Origin of the sequence: uncultured Cetobacterium sp. (assembly GCF_947038635.1) — a bacterium.
GTDB lineage: Bacteria > Fusobacteriota > Fusobacteriia > Fusobacteriales > Fusobacteriaceae > Cetobacterium_A.
The window spans coordinates 1-19501 of record NZ_CAMQXC010000012.1 but is presented as its reverse complement, the minus strand read 5'-3'; the positions used below and the strand labels follow the sequence as shown (position 1 = coordinate 19501).

Sequence of the window (19501 nt, the reverse complement as noted above, 5' to 3'; positions counted from 1 at the left end):
ATATATTACCCCTTTAATTAAATTTATTTTGAGCTATTTCTAGCTATTTCATATAAATCATTTCCTTCACAATCATTTATAACGATTGCTGGAAAGTCAACAACTTCAAGCCTTCTAATTGCTTCAGCACCTAAATCCTCATAAGCAATAATTTCACTGCTTTTTACAGATTTAGCTATTAAGGCAGCAGCTCCACCAACAGCTGCAAAATATACAGCTCCATTTTTAACAATAGAATCTTTAACCTTTTGATCTCTTGCACCTTTTCCAATCATTCCTTTTAAGCCTTGGTCTAAAATAGCAGGAGAGTATGAATCCATTCTGTAACTAGTAGTAGGTCCACAACTTCCAATAGGCTGTCCAGGTTTAGCAGGAGTAGGTCCTGCATAATAAATAATTTGTCCTTTTACATCAAAAGGCAATTCCTTACCCTCTTCTAAAAGTTTAACTAATCTAGCGTGAGCAGCATCTCTAGCAGTATAAATAACACCAGTTATAGAAACGGCATCACCAGATTTTAATTTTTTAATATCTTCATCTCTTAATGGAGTAGTTAATTTTATCATAATGTTACCTCCTTGTGTCTAGCAGCATGGCAATTTAAATTAACAGCAACTGGTAAAGATGCAAAGTGACACGCTTGAGTTTCAACTTTTACAGCAAGAGCAGTAGTTTTTCCACCAAGACCTTGAGGACCAACATTAGTATCATTTATTAATTTTAAAAGTTCAGCTTCCAAAGCTGCAGCAATCGGATCAGGATTAACATCTTCAATTTCTCTTAAAAGAGCTTCTTTAGCTAATTCAGCACATCTTTCGAAGTTTCCACCAATCCCAACACCGACTACTATAGGAGGACAAGGATTTCCACCAGCGTTTTTAATACTATCAATAACAAATTTTTTAATACCCTCTACGCCATCAGCAGGTTTGAACATTTTTAATGTACTCATATTTTCAGACCCACCACCTTTAGGGGCTACAATGATTTTAACTTTATCAGAACCAGGTACAAGTTTAGTATGGATAACAGCAGGAGTATTATCCTGTGTATTTACTCTATCTAGAGGGTGTCTAATAACAGACTTTCTCAAATATCCATCTTTATATCCTTTAGCTACTCCAGCATTAATAGCAGAGTAAATATCTCCATTGATTTTAACTTCAGTTCCAATTTCTAAGAAAACAACAACAAGACCAGTATCTTGACACATAGGAACATTATCCTTTGCAGCAATCTCATCATTCTCAATAATTTGACTTAAAATAACTTTCCCCAATTCACTAGTTTCTGTTTTTTGGCATTCTTTAATTTTGTTTAAAACGTCACTGCCAATAAAGTAGTTAGCTTCAATACAAAGTCTAGCAACTTCATTAGTAACTAAATTTAAATCTAGTACTTTCATTTTTCCTCCTTAAATTTCCGTGTATGCTTTTTTATTAATAAAGAAAGGTACCATCCTTTCCTAAATAGTAAAGAGGCACCTTCTTAAAAAACTACTTTTTGATTTTAACTCTCATTAAAAGGTCTCCTATTTTAACATCTCCAGAAGCAACTACTTCAAGTGCTTCAACTTGGTCCATGTTTGCAATAATAACAGGAGTCTTTGTTGATTTAGCGTGTTCTTTAATGTAAGCTAAATCATATTTAATAAGCTCATCTTTAACCTCTACAGTTGATCCAGGTTCAGCAATTCTAGTGAATCCTTCTCCATTTAATTTTACTGTGTCAATTCCAAAGTGAACTATTAACTCAAGTCCGTTAGGAACTTCAAAACTAACAGCGTGGTTAGTAGCGAAAATATCAATTTCACCAGCAACAGGTGAGCAGATTGCTCCCTCAGCAGGATCAATTCCACATCCATCCCCAATCATTTTTTGAGAAAAAGCGTCATCTGGTATTTCGCTTAAAGGAATAACTTTTCCGTTTAATGGTGAATAGATATTAAACCATTCATCCTCTTTTTTCTTTTTAAAGAAATCAAATAATCCCATAGTCAAATCTCCTTTCAAATAAAATGCGAAATATATGTAATATTATTTCACATTTAGTTCATTAAATCAATAATATTTTTAAAAAAAAGCATACAAAGAATAAAAGAAAAATCTATGTACTATAAATAAATTATATCATAAGATTTATTTATTTTCCTAGTAATTCTTTTATTTTTTTAATAAAATTATCAACATCCTCTTTTGTACTGTCAAAAGATGTAACAAGTCTTACTTCATGGATATTTTCATTCCATATATAAAAGTAAAAAGACTTTTGAAGTTCAGAAATTATTTCTTTAGGTAAAATAGCAAAAACAGCGTTAGCTAAAACTTCTTTTGTTACAAGTATTTCAATTTTTTCTAACTCTAGTTTTAAATATTGAGCAATATCATTTGCATTTTTAGCGCATTCAAACCAAATATTATTTTTTATATAAGGAATAAATTGGGCAGACATAAATCTCATTTTTGAATATAATTGGAGGTTTTGTTTTCTTATCCAAGAAAAATCTTTAGCCAAGTCTTTATTAAAAAATATCAGAGCTTCACCAAACATTAAACCGTTTTTAGTACCACCAAAAGATAGAACATCAACTCCTAAATCTCCAGTCATCTCTTTAAAAGAACATCCTAAAGCTATAGCGGCATTAGAAATTCTTGCTCCATCCATGTGTAAAAGCATATTATTTTCCTTAGCAAAATTAGAAATAGCTTTAATTTCATCTAATGTATAAACAGTTCCATATTCTGTAGTTTGACTGATTGAAATAATTTCGGCTTTTGGTTTATGAAAGTTATTTTTAAAAGTTAACCATTTTTTAGCTGACTCTAAGTCAAGTTTTCCATCTGTACTTGGAACTGTAAGAAGTTGCATACCAGTTATCTTGCTAGGAGCTCCAGTTTCATCTTGTACAATATGAGCACTTTCAGGAGTTATAACAGCAGATGCTCTAGCTTTCATTCCTTCTAATGCTAATACATTAGCTCCAGTACCATTAAAAACAAAAAATACTTCAACATCCCCAAAAATATCTTTGAAACATTTAATAGCTTCTTGTGTGATTTCATCCGCCCCGTAAGCAGATACATGGCCGTTATTAACTTCAATTATTTTTTCTAAAATTTTCTGATGAACACCACTATAGTTATCACTAGCAAAAGATTTTTTCATAAATTATATTACCTCCCAGTATATTTATTTTAATACATTATAGTTTTTTTCTTTATAAAAAGCAAAAATAAATAAAACTTGACAAAATTAGAATAAATCTTTAATATTTAGGTAAAGATTATATTTAATTTGAACCATATATACTCCGAATACGGCGGAGAGTTTCTACGAGCTACCTTAAATAGCTTTCTATGGGTCATAACTTAATATTTTTTATTAAGTTTTTTGACCTGTTTTTGCAGGTCTTTTTTATTTTATTTGGTAATTATTATTAAATATTAAAATAAATCTAGGAGGGAAACATGGAAAAATTGTTTCAATTAAAAGAGCACGGAACAACAGTAAAGCAGGAGATAATAGCAGGAGTTACAACATTTTTAACAATGGCGTATATTATATTTGTTAACCCATCAATATTATCAATGACAGGAATGGATAAAGGTGCATTAATAACAGTAACATGTTTAGCATCGGCAATAGGAACAGCTATAACAGCATTTTGGGTAAATGCACCATTAGCTATGGCACCAGGAATGGGATTAAATGCATTTTTTACTTTTACACTTGTTTTGGGAAATGGAGCAACATGGGAACAAGCTTTAGGAGTAGTATTTATATCAGGAGTTATCTTCTTAGCTCTAACATTTTCAGGATTAAGAGAGAAAATAATTGATGCTATACCAGCTGAAATTAGATTAGCTGTAGGAGCAGGAATAGGTTTATTTATAGCCTTTATAGGAATGCAAGGAATGGGACTAATTGTAAGTAATCCAGCAACAGTAGTGGCTTTAGGAAAATTTAATTTAAATGTTGTTTTAGGATTAGTAGGTTTTGCAATTATGGGATTCTTAGAGATGAAAAAAGTTAAGGGTGGAATTTTAATAGGAATTGTAGCTACAACAGTTTTAGGAATTATATTTGGTGCAGTTCAATTACCATCACAAATAATATCAATGCCTCCGAGTCCAGCACCAATTGCTTTAAAGCTTGATGTTTTAGGAGCAATTAAGCCAATATTTTTAGGATCAATATTTTCATTTATGTTTGTTGATTTATTTGATTCTTTAGGAACTATAATGGCTTGTGCTCATGAAGCTGAAATGATAGATGAAAAAGGTAAGATAAAAAATGTTAGTAAAATATTAGAAGCTGATGCAATAGCAACAGTAATAGGTTCTTTATTAGGAACATCAACAACTACAACATTTGTAGAGTCAGCTTCAGGAATTGCAGTTGGTGGAAGAACAGGATTAACAGCGCTAACAACAGCAGTATTATTTGCGATTTCACTATTCTTTTCTCCAATTATAGGGGTTGTGCCAGCATTTGCAACGGCTCCAGCTCTAATACTTGTAGGAGTTTATATGTTTAAAAATTTATTGGATATAGATTTTCATAATATAGAAGTTGCAATACCTTGTTTCTTAATAATTATAATGATGCCACTAACTTATAGCATATCAATTGGAATTTCTTTTGGATTTATTTCTTACATATTAGTATGTTTATTTGGTGGAAAAATTACACATGTAAAACCAATAATGTGGGCAATAGGATTTTTCTCAGTTATAGAATTAATGTTTAAATAAAAAAAGGAGCTTAGCTCCTTTTTTTTATGCATTCTTTTTTAAAGTTAATCTCTCAGTTTTAAAGATAAAAGATATTCCAAAAGCTATTAAAGCTGGTATAACCCAAGGGAATCCATGGTTAGCAAGAGGTATAAAGTTTAAATCTACTTTTAACATTTCAGCTATACTAATTATTAAAGTTACAACAACAACAGATTTAAAGGTAAAGTGATTTTTAATACCAAAAATATTTAGTAAAATAAGAACAATAGTAACAGGATAAAGTATTACTAAAACAGGTACAGATAAACTAATTATGTAGTCTAATCCTGCAACAGAAAGTATTGTTGAGAAAATACAAATCCCAAGAGCTATTTTTTTATAAGATATTTTAAATAGTTTTGAAAACCATTCACTAGCTAAAGCAACTAATCCTACAGAAGTTGTTAAACAAGCTGCAGCAACACAAATTCCAAAAGCTATTTTTCCAATATTTCCAAGAGTCATTTCTGCTAAAGTTAATGTTGTTTGAGCAGTTGTAAGACCTTTTATACTACTAATTTGTGCCCCTAAATAGATTAAGCTTAAATAGATAAATCCAAGACCAATAGCAGCAATAAATCCAGCATTACTTAAAAAAGATTTTTGTTCATTTGTATCAGTTACTCCCTTTCCTTCAAGTCCTCTAATAATTATAACCCCAAATAGAACAGAAGCTAAAGCATCCATTGTCTGGTAACCACTAACAAATCCATAAGAGAAAGGGTTTCCATTTATAACAGAGTCAACAGGAGTTCCTAAATCGCTAGTTATTCCTAAAATAGTTATTAATGAAAGAATTAATAAGATAATAGGTGTTAAAAATTTACCTAGAATATCAGTTATACTTGATTCATTTAAAACTAAGAATAAAGTTATTCCAAAGAAAATAACAGATGTTAACACAGCTATAATAGTAGGGTTTGAATTAGGAAATAAAGGTAAAACTCCCATTTCAAAAGTGGTTGATCCTGTTCTTGGTATAGCAAATAGAGGACCTATAACTAATATTAATATAGTAGAATAGATTGTATTAAATTTATTTGAAACTTTATTTGCGAACTCGTCTAGACTTCCAACTTTTGTGAATGCGAGAATTCCAAGTAATGGTAATCCAATTCCAGTTAGAAAAAATCCTAGACCAGCTTCAAACCAATCTTTTCCTACTGCAACTCCAACAGAAGGTGGAAATAGTAAATTTCCTGCTCCAAAAAACATAGAGAATAGAGCAAAACCTAAAATTAAAATTTCTTTCTTTTTATTCATTGTAACCTCCAAAAAATTAGTATTATTGTAATAAAAAAATGTGTGTGTTTAAATAATTAGAAAAATTGTATCAAAAAATCAGAAAAAAATCAAGAAAAAAATAATGAAAAAAAGGTATGAATGTACTAAAAAAATGGTATATAGAACAATAAAGTTTATTAAAAAATGCAAGAACCCTTTAAAAACAATGGGTTTATTTTCCAAAAATACGAACAAAAAAATAAAAAAATTGTTATCTACTAAGGAGGAGAAATAAATGTTAGGATTATTTTAGAAAATATTAAAGATTAATTAGGAGGAGTCATTATGGAAATGTTGAAATCTATAATAAATGGAACTAATGCAATTTTATGGGAAAAAAATGTACTTGTAGTAATGCTTATAGGAATGGCTTTGTATGCAAGTTATAAAACTAAATTTATGCAGATTAGACTATTTGGAGAGATAGTAAAGACTTTGAAAGGGGAAAAAACTGATGGAGAAAAAATAAGTTCTTTAGAAGCTTTTTATCTTGGAACAGCATGTAGGGTAGGAGCAGGAAATATAGCTGGAGTTGTAGCAGCGATATCTGTAGGAGGACCTGGAGCATTATTTTGGATGTGGATAGTAGCACTACTTGGAGCTTCCACAGCATTTGTTGAATCAATTTTATCTGTAGTCCATAGAGAAAAAGACTCCAATGGTAACTATAGAGGTGGAACACCATGGATTATAAAAAATAGATTAAAAAAGAGATGGTTAGGAGTAGTTTATGCAATAGCTTCTATTATATGTTATATAGGAGTTGTTCAAGTTATGGCAAACTCAGTAACCGAATCTGTAGTTGGAGCTTATAAAGTAAATCCAACAATAGTTTCAATAATATTGGCACTATTGGTTGCAATAACAGTTTTTGGAAAAGGAAGAAAAGATAGAATAGTTACAGCATTAAATAAAATTGTTCCTGTAATGGCTTTTATGTATTTAGCAGTTGTGTTATATGTTCTTTTAACTAATGTAACAGAAATTCCAATGGTTTTTGGAAAAATATTTTCAGCAGCTTTTGGAATAAATCAATTTGCAGGGGGAGCTCTAGGTGGAGCAATTATGCAGGGAGTAAGAAGAGGACTATTTTCTAATGAGGCGGGAAGTGGTAATGGGAATTATGCAGCAGCCTTAGCAGATGTGGATGAACCTGTTAAACAGGGGATGGTTCAATCGTTAAGTGTTTTTGTTGATACATTGGTTATTTGTAGTGCTACAGCCTTTGTAGTTTTATTAGCAAATGATTCTGGTTTAAGTGAATTAAATGGTATGGTATTGTTCCAAGAGGCTTTAAAAAGTCATATTGGTTGGATAGGAATACCATTTACAGTAATAATACTATTTTTCTTCTCTTTTAGTACAATATTAGGAGTAACTTTTTATGGAAGGAATGCACTACAATTCATTAGTGAGAACTCTAAACTAAATATAGCTTATCAGCTAATCATTATTTGGATGGTTTATATTGGAGGAGTTGAACAGAACTATTTCGTATGGTCTTTAGCTGATTTTGGATTAGGATTGATGACTGTAATTAACATTGTAGCGATAGCTCCATTAATAAATGAAAGTATTGTATATTTGGAAAAATATGAGCAAAAATTAAAGGGATGTGCTAAAATAAACCCATAAATTATATGAAGTTATGGGGGAACTGAAGTTATGAAAAAAGTAAGAGTTACAGTTTCAGAAGATATTTGGAGGCTTTTGAAAAAAGATTCAGAAGAGTTTGGAATAAATAATAATAAACTGTGTAATTTTATTTTGGATAAATTTAAATACACTAAAAAATTTGATATTGATAAACTTATAGAACCTCAGGGAAGGCCTTTAAAAAAAGTTATACAATTTGATTTAAATGTAGCTAATAAAGGCATATATTATGATATTTTAAAGGCAAATGGTGTAGAGATAGAAGCTGAGTTTTTTAGAGATCTTTTCGAAATATATTCATCACAATTTAAGTATCAACGAGAAATATTTATATTTCAAGATACTTATAAAGTAGTTTTAGAAGCTATAAAAAATAAATCAAAAATGAGAATACTCTATATGGAAGAGAATCTAATAATATCTCCATATTTTATAAAAAGAGAAGATCAAGGAGATGAAAATTTTATATTTGCTTATGATGATGAAAACAAAATTTATAGAAGTATAAAATTAAAAGATGTTATTATTTTAGGTGTTTTAAATGAAAAAATTCAAATCAGAGATAAAAAGTATATTGAAAATATGAGAAAAAATTTCGATCCATTTTTAGGGGAAAGATTGTTAATAAAGGCTATTTTTACTCCAATAGGAGAGAGTATGTTAAAAAGTTTTACTAATTATAAACCTAAACTTATAAAAAAGGATGAAAATATTTATCAATTTGAAATGACTTTAGAAAATGCTAAATTTTATTTTGCCTCTTTTTTAAAGGAAGTTACAATAATAGAGCCACAAAAATTAAGAGATGAATTAAAAAACTCTTTTTTACAAGCATATAAAATTTATGATGACAAAAAAAATTAAAAAACTTGAAAAAATAAAAAAAAAGTGTTATTATTTACAAAAATTAAAAATAATTATCGAAATAAAGGCAATCTTTTAGAAACAGATTGCCTTTTTAATAACATTTATTTTATATGGGGAGGAAGAATGAATAAAAGAAAAGAGATTTTAGTTTTAGGGTTAGCATTATTTTCGATGTTTTTTGGAGCGGGGAACTTGTTATTTCCACCATCTCTAGGTGTGGCAGTTGGACAAAGTTGGTTTGTAGCTGGAATTGGATTTTTTATAACAGGAGTTGGACTACCACTACTTGGAATTCTTGCTTTTACAAAAGGTGGAAGTTTAGATGAATTTGCAAGTAAAATTTCTAAAAAATTTAATACAGCATATTTAACAACATTGATTTTAGTAATAGGGCCATTATTCGCAATTCCAAGAACGGGATCAACAACATTTGAAATGGGAGTATTACCATTAATAGGTGGAATAGATCCTAAAATTTCTGCAATAGTATGTTCTATTATATTTTTTGGAGTAACTTTATTCTTAGTTTTAAATGAGTCTAAAGTAACAGATGTTTTAGGTAAATTTCTAACACCAATTATATTAGTAATTTTAGCTTTAATAACAGTATTTGGAATTTTAAATCCAATTGGAGAACCTGTAGCAAGTATAATTGAAGGAAGTCAATTTTCATATGGATTTATAAATGGTTATCAAACAATGGATGCATTAGCTTCAGTTCTTTTTGGTGTGATAATAGTAAAAGGGCTAGAAGGAAAAGGTATTACAGATTCTAAAGAGCAAAAAGTATTTTTAACAGGAGCAGGATTTATAGCAGCATTAGGATTAGGATTAATATATTTTAGTTTAATCTATTTAGGAGCTCAAATTAGTAGTATGCAAAATCTCTCTACAGCTCAAACAGCATTAATGTTAGCAGAATTAACATTAGGAAGTTCAGGAAAGATTGCATTTGGTATTTGTGTAGCTGCAGCATGTTTAACAACTTCTGTTGGATTAACGGCGTTAGTAAGTGATTGGTTCTCTAAATTGACTAATGTATCTTATAAGAAGGTAGCAGTAATAACATGTCTATTTTCAGCAGTATTAGCTGTAGCAGGATTAGATTATATTATAAGTTTAGCTGTTCCAGTTTTAGTTATTCTTTATCCAGTGACTATCGTATTGATTGTTTTAAATATATTTGGAGTTGAAAATAGAAATTGCTTTACTTTTGCAACAATAATCACTTTAATTATAAGTATTTTAGAAGTTTTAAAAGTGGATTTGTCATTTATTCCTTTAGCAAATTTAGGATTTGGATGGATTATTCCAGCAATAATTGCCTTTTTAATTGGAAAAGTTATAAAAAATTAACTCGAAAGGTTGTTTGTATATACTTAATATATTAAAATAGAACTCAATCAAAATTTGATTGAGTTTTTTTAATATTATCTTGAAAAAAAAGGATAAAGGGTGTATAATTTCAAACTGTATGAAAAAAAATCAGGAGGGAAAAAGTGAAGGTTTATTTAACAAACAAAGAAACAACAGAGCAAGTTCTTCTTTTAGGAGAGAATAAAGGGCATTACTCATTTACTAAAACTACTTTACTAGGATTTATGGGAGGAGTGTACATAGCTCTTTCAGCTTTGGGAAATTTGATAGCTAACTTTACTGTAGGTGGAGGCGCTGGAAAATTTATAGGAGCTGCTGTTTTCCCAACAGGATTAATGCTTGTTGTATTAGTAGGAGGATCATTATTTACAGGAGATTGTCTAGGATTATTGGCTTTTACTAAGGGAAAGGTAGAAAAGACAACATATACAAGAAATTTATGTGCAGTATGGATAGGGAATTTTTTAGGATCAATATTTATAGCGTATGTGTCTTACTTAGCAGGAAATTATTCATCACCAGAATTTTCTAAATATGTAGTTGGAGTTGCAGAACACAAAGTTCATCTTACATTCACAGAAGCAGTAGCAAGTGGATTTTTATGTAACGTATTAGTTGCTATTGGTGTTTGGTTTGCTTTGGCAGCAAAAGATTTAGCAGGAAAAATATTAGCTATTTGGTTCCCGATAATGTTATTTATATTAGGAGGATTTCAACACGTGGTTGCAAATATGTATTATGTAAGTATAGGAAAAATACTTATGTCTACAGTGTATTCACCAAGTGAAATGGCAATTCATTTTTTAGCTGTTACAATTGGAAACTTTTTATCAGGAGCATTATTTTTACCATTAATATACAAAAAATTATACATGAATGATTAATAAAAAAGGAGGAGAAATTTAATTTCTCCTCCTTAATTTTTTTATTTTTCTCTATGAACAGTTCTTCCATCAGCTTGATGATTAGGTGTCATTGCAATTTCAGTTAATTGTATATTTTCTGGAAGACCAGTAGTATAAATAACAACATTTGCTACATCATCTGGAGTTAAAGCATCAATACCTTTATATGTATTATTAGCTTTTTCAATATCACCTTTAAATCTAACCTTACTAAATTCTGTTTCAACTAAACCAGGTTTAATATTAGTAACTCTAATATTTGAATCAACTAAATCAATTCTTAATCCATCAGAAAAAGTTTTAACAGCGGCTTTAGAAGCGCAATAAATTGCTCCACCTGCATAAGCGGCATCTCCAGCGATAGAACCAATATTAACAACATATCCAGAGTTATTTTTTAACATTAAAGGAACTATGGCGCTTGTAACATAAAGCATTCCTTTAATATTAGTATCAATAACAGTGTCGATATCTGTAGGAGAGGCTAGATAAACTTTGTCTAGACCTAAAGCTAATCCAGCATTATTGATTAAAATGTCAATTTTTTTAAAAGATTCAGGTAAAGACTTCACCTTATCTTCAACATCTTTGCTATTACGCACATCAATAACTAAAGTATGAACTCTTATACCATATTTTCTAATTAATTCTTCTTTTAAAGAATCAAGTAAATCGGAACTTCTAGCAGTTAAAATTAGGTTTGCACCTTTTTCTGCATACGCTAAAGCACAACTTCTTCCAATACCTTTTGTTGCTCCAGTAATAAAAATAGTCTTACCGTATAAATTGTTCATAGAAAAACCCCCTTAGCTTAATATATAAGCATTTTTTATTTTTTCAACACTATCATAAATATTTGTGTTTGAATCTATTTTAATTGAAAAATCAGAAGATATTTTATACAGCGTTCGTCTTTTGTCATATAGTTCTTGTATTGTTTGTAATATGTCTTCCGAGTTTGTAAGAAGTGGTCTAGTTTTACTTCTTTTTACTCTTTCGTAAATAGTATTAACATCACAATCTAAATAAACTACAAAAGAAGTGGATTTTAGGTTTTTAATATTAACATTATCAATGATTGCTCCACCACCTGTGGAAATAACTATATTATTATCTTTAGATTCTTCTTCAATAATAGATCTTTCTAAATCTCTAAAATATTTTTCTCCGTGCTCTTCAAATATTTCAGGAATAGTTCTTTTTTCCCTCATAGATATGCAACGATCAATATCTATGAATTTCATATCTAGGCTTCTAGCTAGAATTCTACCGATAGTAGTTTTCCCGCTTCCCATAAAACCTATAAGAGCGATATTAGCTTTCATAAAAATTAAAAATGTTCCCCATTATCGTAATAATTTGAACCTTCAAGGGGATAGAAGATAATGGTAGTATCGTTGTTGTTTGTTAATTTTTTACAAAATTTTGTGATGAAGTCTGCAACAAGGTTTTTAGTTTCTTGTCCTCTATCAAACCAAGCAACATCAACAAAAGTATAACCTGGAACGATAGCTCCATCGAAAATATATTCAGTTTCAGTATGCTCAATAGTAAACCAAGTTCTATCACATTGTACAATTGAAGTAAGTCCATCAATTAATTCTTTACTATTTTCAATTAAACTTTTTTTATCAATACCTCTAAATTTTAAATGTGGCATTTTATTCCTCCTTTTCTGGCAAAAGAATAACTTCTACACAGTTTTTTATATTAAGTGCTCTATTAGAAAAATTTATAATAGAGTTATAGTTTACTGTCTTATTATACCTCATAGGAGTATAAAATTCATAGTCAGATATTAAATTTTTTTTCTCTAGGTAATTATTCCAAAAACTATTGGTATTTAATGCAGTCTCAAAATTTAGTTTATAGTTTTTTTGAATATCTAAAATTTTATTTTCTGGAAAAGTTCCTTTTTGAATATTTTCAATAGTATTTTTGACTTTAGATATAACTTCATCAACTCTTTTAGTATCTGTACTAAACATAATTTGAAGATAATTTTCACCAAAATTTAATTTTTCAAGGTTAGAATATGAAGAAATAGAATAAACACCACCAATTTTTTCTCTAACATCTTCGATTAGGAGTATATTTAATAAATTAGAAAAAGCTCCATATAAAACTCTATTTTCTAATGAAAAATTACTTTGATAAGGAAAAGTTAAAATAACTGTAGCTTTTTTATCGATTCCTTTAATAATAGTTTTTTTAACAGATTCAGTAGGATAAACTACATTTAAGTCTTTATATTCTAACTGATTAGTATTTACAGGAAGATTAGCAAAATAATAATCTAAATTTTTAATTAAAGTTTGTTTATCAATAGAACCTGTGACGATTAGCTTATAATTTTTAAAATTATTAAATAAATGTTCAAATGTATTTAAAAGAGCTTCTTTGTTAACATAAGAGAGATCATCTATTTCTAAAGGGACTTTTCTTGGATGATTGTTATTTAAAGTTTCTAGATATGTTTTTTTAAATAAAGCTTTAGGAGAAAAGTCTCTATTTTTTATTAACTCTCTATTTGTTTTTAAATTTGATTCAATAATATTTTCATCAAATTTTGGATTAGAGATAAGTGTTCTAAAAAACTTTAATGCTTCAGAAAGATTCTCTTTATTTGTAGATATTGTAAACCCTTGTGTATAATCATCAATAAATGGTTCAACACTAAAATTTTTTCCTTTGAAATATAACTCTAAAGAGCTATAGTTAATATCTCCTACTCCAGAATTAGAAAGAATTTCTGGAAGAAAAAGTGAATTAATGTATTCAGGATATTCTAAACTAGAGCTGCCTTGTAATTTAGTTAATTTAAAAGTTATCTTATCTTTGTCAAAGTTGGTTTCTTTATAAAGAACGTCTATTCCATTTGAAAGGAGTAGTTTTGTATAATCTTTTTCTTTTGTAATAATTTTAGAAGTACCAGGTACTAAATTTAACTCTGGTAATTCAGTTTTAAAAGATTTTTCTTCAATAGAGGTTGTATTTTTTGTTAAAAGTAAATCGATTAAAGATTTAATTTCATTTGTTTTAGGTAGCTTATCTTTCATATTTTCTCTAGAAGTTATTAAAACGTCGTAATTTAAAGAAGTAAGATTACTAGCAATATTTTTTAAGTCATCAATAGTTATACTTTTTAAAATATTTTCAGTTAATTCATATTCTGCATCAGGTTCCATAAAAATATTATTATTTAAAATATAATCAACGATAGAATCCATGTAGATATCATTTTTAATACTTTCTTTATTGTTAACAATAGTCTTTAGGTTGTTTAAAAGATTTATTTTTTCATTTTCTAATTCTTGAGATGAAACTCCATTTAATGAAATACTTTTTAAATTATCAATTATATCTGTTATAGATTTATTTATATTTTCATCCTTTATAAGTGCTGAAATTGCATAAATTCCAGTATTTTTATTAAGAGGAAAATTATAAATAGAGGAATATACAAAAGGTGAATCTTTATCTTTAGATAAAATAGAAAATCTAGTATTTAAAATAGAATTAAGTAAGATTTTTTCTAAGTTATTCTTAAATGAAGCTGTAGTATCAATAGTAGATATAGGTTCTTTCCACATTAAATTAAAATTAGTTGTAGTAAGTTCAGGATCAGTAAAAATAGTAACTGAATCCTCAAGGGGTAAAGATATTTCATAATTTGTATTAATAATATTTGTTTTATTTTTTAATGATGCAAAATTATTAGTAATAAGATGCTTAATATCTTCAGGATTAAAATCTCCAACAGCAATAACAGCCATATTTTCCGGTTGATACCATTTTTCATAGTAGTCTCTAAGTTTTTTAGAAGTTGCATTATTTATAGTTTCAGGAAAACCTATAGGAAATCTTTTAGAATACCAAGAATCACCATATAAGATTTTCTTTTGTAAATCTCCAACTCTTTGAGATATTCCCTGTCTTAATCGCCACTCTTCAATAATTATATTTTTTTCACTTTCAACATCTTTTGGATCGAGAGTTACCTCTGATGCCCATTCTTTAAGAACGTTAAAACCAGTTTCTAAATCTGATTTAGAAGTAGGAACTTGAAGTTTATAAACTGTTTCTGAAAAACTAGTATATGCATTTAAATCTCCACCAAAACTTAAACCTAAAGATTGGAGATATGTAACGAGTTCATTTTTTTTATATTCTGTAGTACCATTGAAAGCCATATGTTCTAAAAAATGTGCTAATCCTTGTTGATCTTCCTCTTCATAAAGAGAACCAGCTTTTACAACAAGATTTAAAGAAGCTCTATTTTCAGGTTTTTTATTTTTAAATATGTAGTACTGCAAACCGTTATCAAGAGTTCCAGAAATTAGATTTTTAGATACTTGTAGATTTGGTTGGTCACTAGCAAAAATAAAAAGTTGTAAAATTAAAAATATTATAGTAAACGGAAATATTCTTTTTTTCATTGATAAAACCTCCTCATATAAGTTAAATATATTTAGATAGTAACATTTTATAAGTTTTATTAAAAGGATTATTTAGTAGATTTTTTTAGATAAAATTGTTAAAATATGATGAATAAATAATAAATGGAGGATAACGTGAGAGTAAAGGACAAAAAGAAATTCTTTAGATTTTTAATACTAGTAACAATTTTTATTTTTACAATTTCTTGTGGGGTTAAAAGATTTGTTTTTAATGATGAACCTAAAAAAGTAGAGATGGTAAGTGATGAAATAAAAGTGGATGTTTTATCTTTAAATAAGGTAAATAAAGACACAGAATTAAAAAAAAAAGATTCAATTATAAAAGAGGATAAAAAAGAGGAAGAGTCAAAAAATATAACTGAACAAAAAATACCTGAGATAAAAGAAAAAGCATTAGTAAATGAGCAAAGAGAAGAAGAGAATATTGAAAAAAATACAGTAAATAACTCAAAATATATTAAAAATCAAACGTTATTTGTTTATAAAGATGAAATGCAAAAAGAAAAAACAGATACTTTGAGAAAAGGTACAAGAGTTGAGATTATAGATGAAAAAGAAATAACTGTAAATGATAAGAAAAAGTCATTGTTAAAGATTCAATATAAAAAAGATTTAAAAAGTAAAAGCGGTTGGATAAGTAAAGTAGATTTAGCAAATAGTTTAAATGAAGTTTTACCAAAAGAATGGAAAAATTTAGATTTTACAACAAATTATCCAATTAATAATTTTAGCAATAATCCAAGAGTAGATGTAAAAGGAGTATATTTAAATATTTACACAATTGGAAGTGCTAAAAAAATGGAAAGACTTATAAATCTTGCAAATACAACAGAAATAAATGCATTTGTAATAGATGTAAAGGATGATAATGGAGTGCTATCTTTTGAAATGGAAGCTCCTAAAAAATTTGGAATACCAGTTTCAAAAAATTATCCAATAAAAAATATAGAAGAATTTATGAAAAAAATGAAAGAAAATAATATTTATACAATAGCAAGAATTGTTTCGTTTAAAGATCCAACATATGCAAAAGCAAATCCGGATAAGGTTATTATTTCAAGAGATACAGGAAAGCCGTATACAAATAGTGATGGAATAATTTGGGTATCAGCACACGATAGAAATCTTTGGGACTATAATTTATCAGTTGCAGAAGAAGCAGCAAAAGCAGGATTTAACGAGATTCAATTTGATTATGTAAGATTTCCAGCTTCAAATGGTGGTAAACTAGATGCAAAATTAAATTATAGAAATACTAAAAATGAATCAAAACCAGAAACTATTCAAAAATATTTAAAGTATGCAAAAGAAAGATTAAATGCCGTAGGTGTTTATACAAGTGCTGATGTTTATGGACAAGTAGGAACATTTAGTGATGATATGGGATTAGGACAACATTGGGAAGCAGTAACACAAGTTGTTGATTATATTTCGCCTATGATGTATCCAAGTCACTATGGAAATGGAGCTTATGGAATTGCTGTTCCAGATGCACAACCATATAAAACAATATATCACTCATTAAAAGATTCTATAAATAGAAATGAGAATGTTGATTCACCAGCAGTAATAAGACCATGGATTCAAGCGTTTACTGCAAAATGGGTAAAAGGATATATTCCTTATAATGAGAAAGAGATAAGAGAGCAAATTAAAGCGATGAATGATTTAGGGGTAACAGAGTATTTACTTTGGAGTCCAAGTAATAACTATAAGATTACAGGGAAATAAAAATAAATGTTTAAAAAAAGTATAGTGTATGATATAATGTCATTTGAACTAATTTAAAGGAGAAAAGATTGGAAGGAATAATAGTTGTAGATAAACCTATCGGTATAACTTCCTTTGATGTTATAAGGGTTTTAAGAAGAAATTTAAAAGAAAGAAGAATAGGACATACAGGAACTTTAGATCCTTTAGCAACGGGAATTCTAGTTATTTGTGTAGGAAAAGCTACAAAATTAGCACAGGATATAGAAGGGTACGAAAAAGAGTATGTTGCAGATTTAGAACTTGGTTTTAAAACAGATACCTATGATATAGAAGGAAAAGTTTTAGATAAAGTAGATAAATTTGATATTTCTTATGAAAATTTTGAAAAAACATTAGAGACATTTAAAGGGGATATAAAGCAAGTACCACCAATGTATTCTGCTATAAAAGTGGATGGAAAGAAGCTTTATGAGTTAGCAAGAGAAGGTGTAGAGATTGAAAGAAAAGCTAGAGATGTTAGTATAAAAAATCTAGAAACTATATCTTTTGATGGAGTAAAGGCTAAAATAGATTGTACAGTTTCAAAAGGTACATATATAAGAAGTCTAATTTATGATTTAGGTGAGAAATTAGGAACTTTTGCAACAATGACTGGTTTAAGAAGAACTAGAGTTGGGGAAGAGGATTTAGGGAGAGCATTTACATTGGAAGCTATTGAAAAAATGGTGTCAGAGAATGATTTTTCTTTCTTAGTTTCAATAGAGGATTATTTTAAATTTCCTAAAGTAGATATTGAAAATGAAAATGATTTAAAACTTTTTGTTAATGGACAAAGATGTAAAAAAAGAATAAATGAAGGAAAATACAGAGTTTATTCTAAGAATAATTTTATAGGCTTAGGTGAAGTTACAAAAGGATTATTAAAAGGTTACAAATATTATTAATTATAGAGAGGAAGAAATATGAAGATTAAAAACATTGCAATTATTGCACACGTTGACCATGGAAAAACAACATTGGTTGACTGTTTATTAAGACAATCTGGAGTTTTCGGAGCTCACGAACTTGAAAAAGTTGCTGAGAGAGTAATGGACTCTAACGATATTGAAAAAGAAAGAGGAATAACAATATTCTCTAAAAATGCTTCAGTAAGATACGGAGATTGTAAAATTAATATTATAGATACTCCAGGACACGCGGACTTCGGTGGAGAAGTTCAAAGAATTATGAAAATGGTTGATTGTGTTGTTTTACTAGTAGATGCTTTTGAGGGGCCAATGCCACAAACAAAATATGTATTAAAGAAAGCTTTAGAGCAAGGACATAGACCAATAGTTGTAGTAAATAAGGTAGATAGACCTAATGCAAGACCTGAAGAGGTTTTATACATGGTTTATGATCTGTTCATCGAACTAAATGCTAATGAATTACAGCTAGAATTCCCAGTTGTATATGCTTCAGGAAAAGCTGGTTTTGCTAAAAAAGAGTTAAACGATAATAGTGACAATATGCAACCTTTATTTGAAACAATAATAGAGCACGTTGAAGATGCAGAGGGAGATAACAACAAACCTACACAATTTTTAATAACAAACATTGAGTACGATAACTATGTTGGAAAATTAGCTGTTGGAAGACTTTACAATGGTACATTAAAAAGAAATCAAGATGTTATATTAATAAAAAGAGATGGAAAGCAAGTTAGAGGAAAGGTTTCAGTTCTTTATGGATATGAAGGTCTAAAAAGAGTTGAAATTCAAGAAGCTTTCTCTGGAGATATAATTTCGGTTGCAGGTTTAGATAACATTGACATTGGAGAGACAATTGCTGATTTCAATGAGCCAATTGCTTTACCAGTAATTGATATAGATGAGCCAACTTTAGCAATGACATTCATGGTAAATGATTCTCCATTCGCTGGAAAAGAAGGTAAATTTGTAACATCTAGAAATATTTGGGATAGACTTCAAAAAGAGCTTCAAACAAACGTTAGTATGAGAGTAGAAGCAACAGAAAGTCCAGACGCTTTCGTAGTAAAAGGAAGAGGAGAACTTCAACTTTCAATACTTTTAGAGAATATGAGAAGAGAAGGATTTGAAATTCAAGTTTCTAAGCCAAGAGTTTTATTAAAAGACATTGATGGAGAAAAATATGAGCCAATCGAATTAGCAATGGTTGACGTTGATGATGCATTCGTAGGTGTTGTAATCGAAAAAATGGGTATCAGAAAGGGAGAAATGATAACAATGACTCCTGGAACTGATGGATATACAAGATTAGAGTTTAAAGTACCTGCAAGAGGATTAATTGGATTTAGAAATGAATTCTTAACAGATACAAAAGGAACAGGAATCTTAAACCATTCATTCTATGATTTCGAATTATATAAAGGTCCAATTCCAACAAGAGCTAAAGGAGTTTTAATCTCTTTAGAGCAAGGAACAACTGTAGCTTATGCTTTAGG

The 19501-nt window shown here is 28.8% G+C and carries 17 protein-coding genes and 1 riboswitch; of the genes, 8 read left to right on the top strand and 9 right to left on the bottom strand.

Features of this window, described 5'->3' with window-relative positions:
- Window positions 1-23 precede the first annotated feature (23 nt).
- The 4 genes from Q0V08_RS02520 to Q0V08_RS02505 all read right to left on the bottom strand — a co-directional run bounded on the left by Q0V08_RS02520 (window position 24) and on the right by Q0V08_RS02505 (window position 3165).
- The gene (locus tag Q0V08_RS02520; protein WP_297431838.1) at window positions 24-569 is read right to left on the bottom strand and encodes a Fe-S-containing hydro-lyase; all 546 of its coding nucleotides are present in this window, start codon (window positions 567-569) and stop codon (window positions 24-26) included.
- Window positions 563-1405 carry a fumarate hydratase gene (locus tag Q0V08_RS02515; protein ID WP_297431808.1) on the bottom strand — a complete coding sequence of 281 codons (843 nt, stop codon included), beginning with the start codon at window positions 1403-1405 and terminating at the stop codon, window positions 563-565. The genes Q0V08_RS02520 and Q0V08_RS02515 overlap by 7 nt, the downstream gene beginning before the upstream one ends.
- 91 nt (window positions 1406-1496) lie before the next feature.
- The gene (locus tag Q0V08_RS02510) at window positions 1497-1994 is read right to left on the bottom strand and encodes a PTS glucose transporter subunit IIA (protein ID WP_240219642.1); all 498 of its coding nucleotides are present in this window, start codon (window positions 1992-1994) and stop codon (window positions 1497-1499) included.
- Between the two features lie 148 nt (window positions 1995-2142).
- Window positions 2143-3165, bottom strand: a complete 1023-nt coding sequence (locus Q0V08_RS02505) for a low specificity L-threonine aldolase (protein WP_297431806.1) — start codon at window positions 3163-3165, stop codon at window positions 2143-2145.
- Between the two features lie 114 nt (window positions 3166-3279).
- Window positions 3280-3377, top strand: a riboswitch (purine riboswitch).
- A gap of 90 nt (window positions 3378-3467) precedes the next feature.
- Between Q0V08_RS02505 and Q0V08_RS02500 the strand changes: the two genes are divergently transcribed.
- Window positions 3468-4754 (top strand): NCS2 family permease, encoded by a 1287-nt coding sequence (locus Q0V08_RS02500; protein ID WP_297431804.1) that lies wholly within the window; start codon window positions 3468-3470, stop codon window positions 4752-4754.
- 24 nt (window positions 4755-4778) lie between these two features.
- Here the strand turns inward: Q0V08_RS02500 and brnQ (Q0V08_RS02495) are convergent, their stop codons facing one another.
- The gene (gene brnQ, locus Q0V08_RS02495; protein ID WP_297431802.1) at window positions 4779-6038 is read right to left on the bottom strand and encodes a branched-chain amino acid transport system II carrier protein; all 1260 of its coding nucleotides are present in this window, start codon (window positions 6036-6038) and stop codon (window positions 4779-4781) included.
- Between the two features lie 306 nt (window positions 6039-6344).
- Here brnQ (Q0V08_RS02495) and Q0V08_RS02490 point away from each other — a divergent pair, with 306 nt between their 5' ends.
- The 4 genes from Q0V08_RS02490 (at window position 6345) to Q0V08_RS02475 (ending at window position 10843) form a co-directional block, all read left to right on the top strand.
- Window positions 6345-7694, top strand: a complete 1350-nt coding sequence (locus Q0V08_RS02490; protein WP_297431800.1) for an alanine/glycine:cation symporter family protein — start codon at window positions 6345-6347, stop codon at window positions 7692-7694.
- 30 nt (window positions 7695-7724) lie between these two features.
- Window positions 7725-8579 (top strand): WYL domain-containing protein, encoded by an 855-nt coding sequence (locus Q0V08_RS02485; protein WP_297431799.1) that lies wholly within the window; start codon window positions 7725-7727, stop codon window positions 8577-8579.
- A 126-nt stretch (window positions 8580-8705) separates the two neighbouring features.
- Window positions 8706-9938, top strand: a complete 1233-nt coding sequence (brnQ, locus tag Q0V08_RS02480) for a branched-chain amino acid transport system II carrier protein (RefSeq protein WP_297431797.1) — start codon at window positions 8706-8708, stop codon at window positions 9936-9938.
- A 143-nt stretch (window positions 9939-10081) separates the two neighbouring features.
- The gene (locus tag Q0V08_RS02475) at window positions 10082-10843 is read left to right on the top strand and encodes a formate/nitrite transporter family protein (protein WP_023051832.1); all 762 of its coding nucleotides are present in this window, start codon (window positions 10082-10084) and stop codon (window positions 10841-10843) included.
- Between the two features lie 41 nt (window positions 10844-10884).
- Here the strand turns inward: Q0V08_RS02475 and Q0V08_RS02470 are convergent, their stop codons facing one another.
- From Q0V08_RS02470 to Q0V08_RS02455, 4 genes are read right to left on the bottom strand one after another with little or no spacing between them, the layout of a single operon-like run.
- Window positions 10885-11658, bottom strand: a complete 774-nt coding sequence (locus tag Q0V08_RS02470; protein WP_297431794.1) for an SDR family NAD(P)-dependent oxidoreductase — start codon at window positions 11656-11658, stop codon at window positions 10885-10887.
- A 12-nt stretch (window positions 11659-11670) separates the two neighbouring features.
- Window positions 11671-12189 carry a shikimate kinase gene (locus Q0V08_RS02465; protein WP_297431792.1) on the bottom strand — a complete coding sequence of 173 codons (519 nt, stop codon included), beginning with the start codon at window positions 12187-12189 and terminating at the stop codon, window positions 11671-11673.
- Between the two features lie 5 nt (window positions 12190-12194).
- Window positions 12195-12524 carry a DUF1904 domain-containing protein gene (locus tag Q0V08_RS02460; RefSeq protein ID WP_297431790.1) on the bottom strand — a complete coding sequence of 110 codons (330 nt, stop codon included), beginning with the start codon at window positions 12522-12524 and terminating at the stop codon, window positions 12195-12197.
- A gap of 1 nt (window position 12525) precedes the next feature.
- Entirely contained in the window at window positions 12526-15303 is a 2778-nt protein-coding gene (locus Q0V08_RS02455) for a M16 family metallopeptidase (RefSeq protein ID WP_297431788.1), read from the bottom strand.
- A 135-nt stretch (window positions 15304-15438) separates the two neighbouring features.
- On the opposite strand from Q0V08_RS02455, the gene Q0V08_RS02450 reads away from it, so the two are divergent.
- The 3 genes from Q0V08_RS02450 to typA form a co-directional block, all read left to right on the top strand.
- Window positions 15439-17055 (top strand): putative glycoside hydrolase, encoded by a 1617-nt coding sequence (locus Q0V08_RS02450; protein ID WP_297431786.1) that lies wholly within the window; start codon window positions 15439-15441, stop codon window positions 17053-17055.
- A 68-nt stretch (window positions 17056-17123) separates the two neighbouring features.
- Window positions 17124-17981: a tRNA pseudouridine(55) synthase TruB gene (truB, locus tag Q0V08_RS02445; protein WP_297431784.1), complete on the top strand. Its 858-nt coding sequence runs from the start codon at window positions 17124-17126 to the stop codon at window positions 17979-17981.
- A gap of 18 nt (window positions 17982-17999) precedes the next feature.
- Window positions 18000-19501 (top strand): translational GTPase TypA (typA, locus tag Q0V08_RS02440; RefSeq protein ID WP_297431782.1); only part of this gene is annotated, 1502 nt, incomplete at its 3' end.

Coding starts and splice junctions, on each gene's coding strand:
- Q0V08_RS02515 (WP_297431808.1), bottom strand. CDS start 1,405: ATGAAAGTACTAGATTTAAATTTAGTTACTAATGAAGTTGCTAGACTT.
- Q0V08_RS02510 (WP_240219642.1), bottom strand. CDS start 1,994: ATGGGATTATTTGATTTCTTTAAAAAGAAAAAAGAGGATGAATGGTTT.
- Q0V08_RS02505 (WP_297431806.1), bottom strand. CDS start 3,165: ATGAAAAAATCTTTTGCTAGTGATAACTATAGTGGTGTTCATCAGAAA.
- Q0V08_RS02500 (WP_297431804.1), top strand. CDS start 3,468: ATGGAAAAATTGTTTCAATTAAAAGAGCACGGAACAACAGTAAAGCAG.
- brnQ (WP_297431802.1), bottom strand. CDS start 6,038: ATGAATAAAAAGAAAGAAATTTTAATTTTAGGTTTTGCTCTATTCTCT.
- Q0V08_RS02490 (WP_297431800.1), top strand. CDS start 6,345: ATGGAAATGTTGAAATCTATAATAAATGGAACTAATGCAATTTTATGG.
- Q0V08_RS02485 (WP_297431799.1), top strand. CDS start 7,725: ATGAAAAAAGTAAGAGTTACAGTTTCAGAAGATATTTGGAGGCTTTTG.
- brnQ (WP_297431797.1), top strand. CDS start 8,706: ATGAATAAAAGAAAAGAGATTTTAGTTTTAGGGTTAGCATTATTTTCG.
- Q0V08_RS02470 (WP_297431794.1), bottom strand. CDS start 11,658: ATGAACAATTTATACGGTAAGACTATTTTTATTACTGGAGCAACAAAA.
- Q0V08_RS02465 (WP_297431792.1), bottom strand. CDS start 12,189: ATGAAAGCTAATATCGCTCTTATAGGTTTTATGGGAAGCGGGAAAACT.
- Q0V08_RS02460 (WP_297431790.1), bottom strand. CDS start 12,524: ATGCCACATTTAAAATTTAGAGGTATTGATAAAAAAAGTTTAATTGAA.
- Q0V08_RS02455 (WP_297431788.1), bottom strand. CDS start 15,303: ATGAAAAAAAGAATATTTCCGTTTACTATAATATTTTTAATTTTACAA.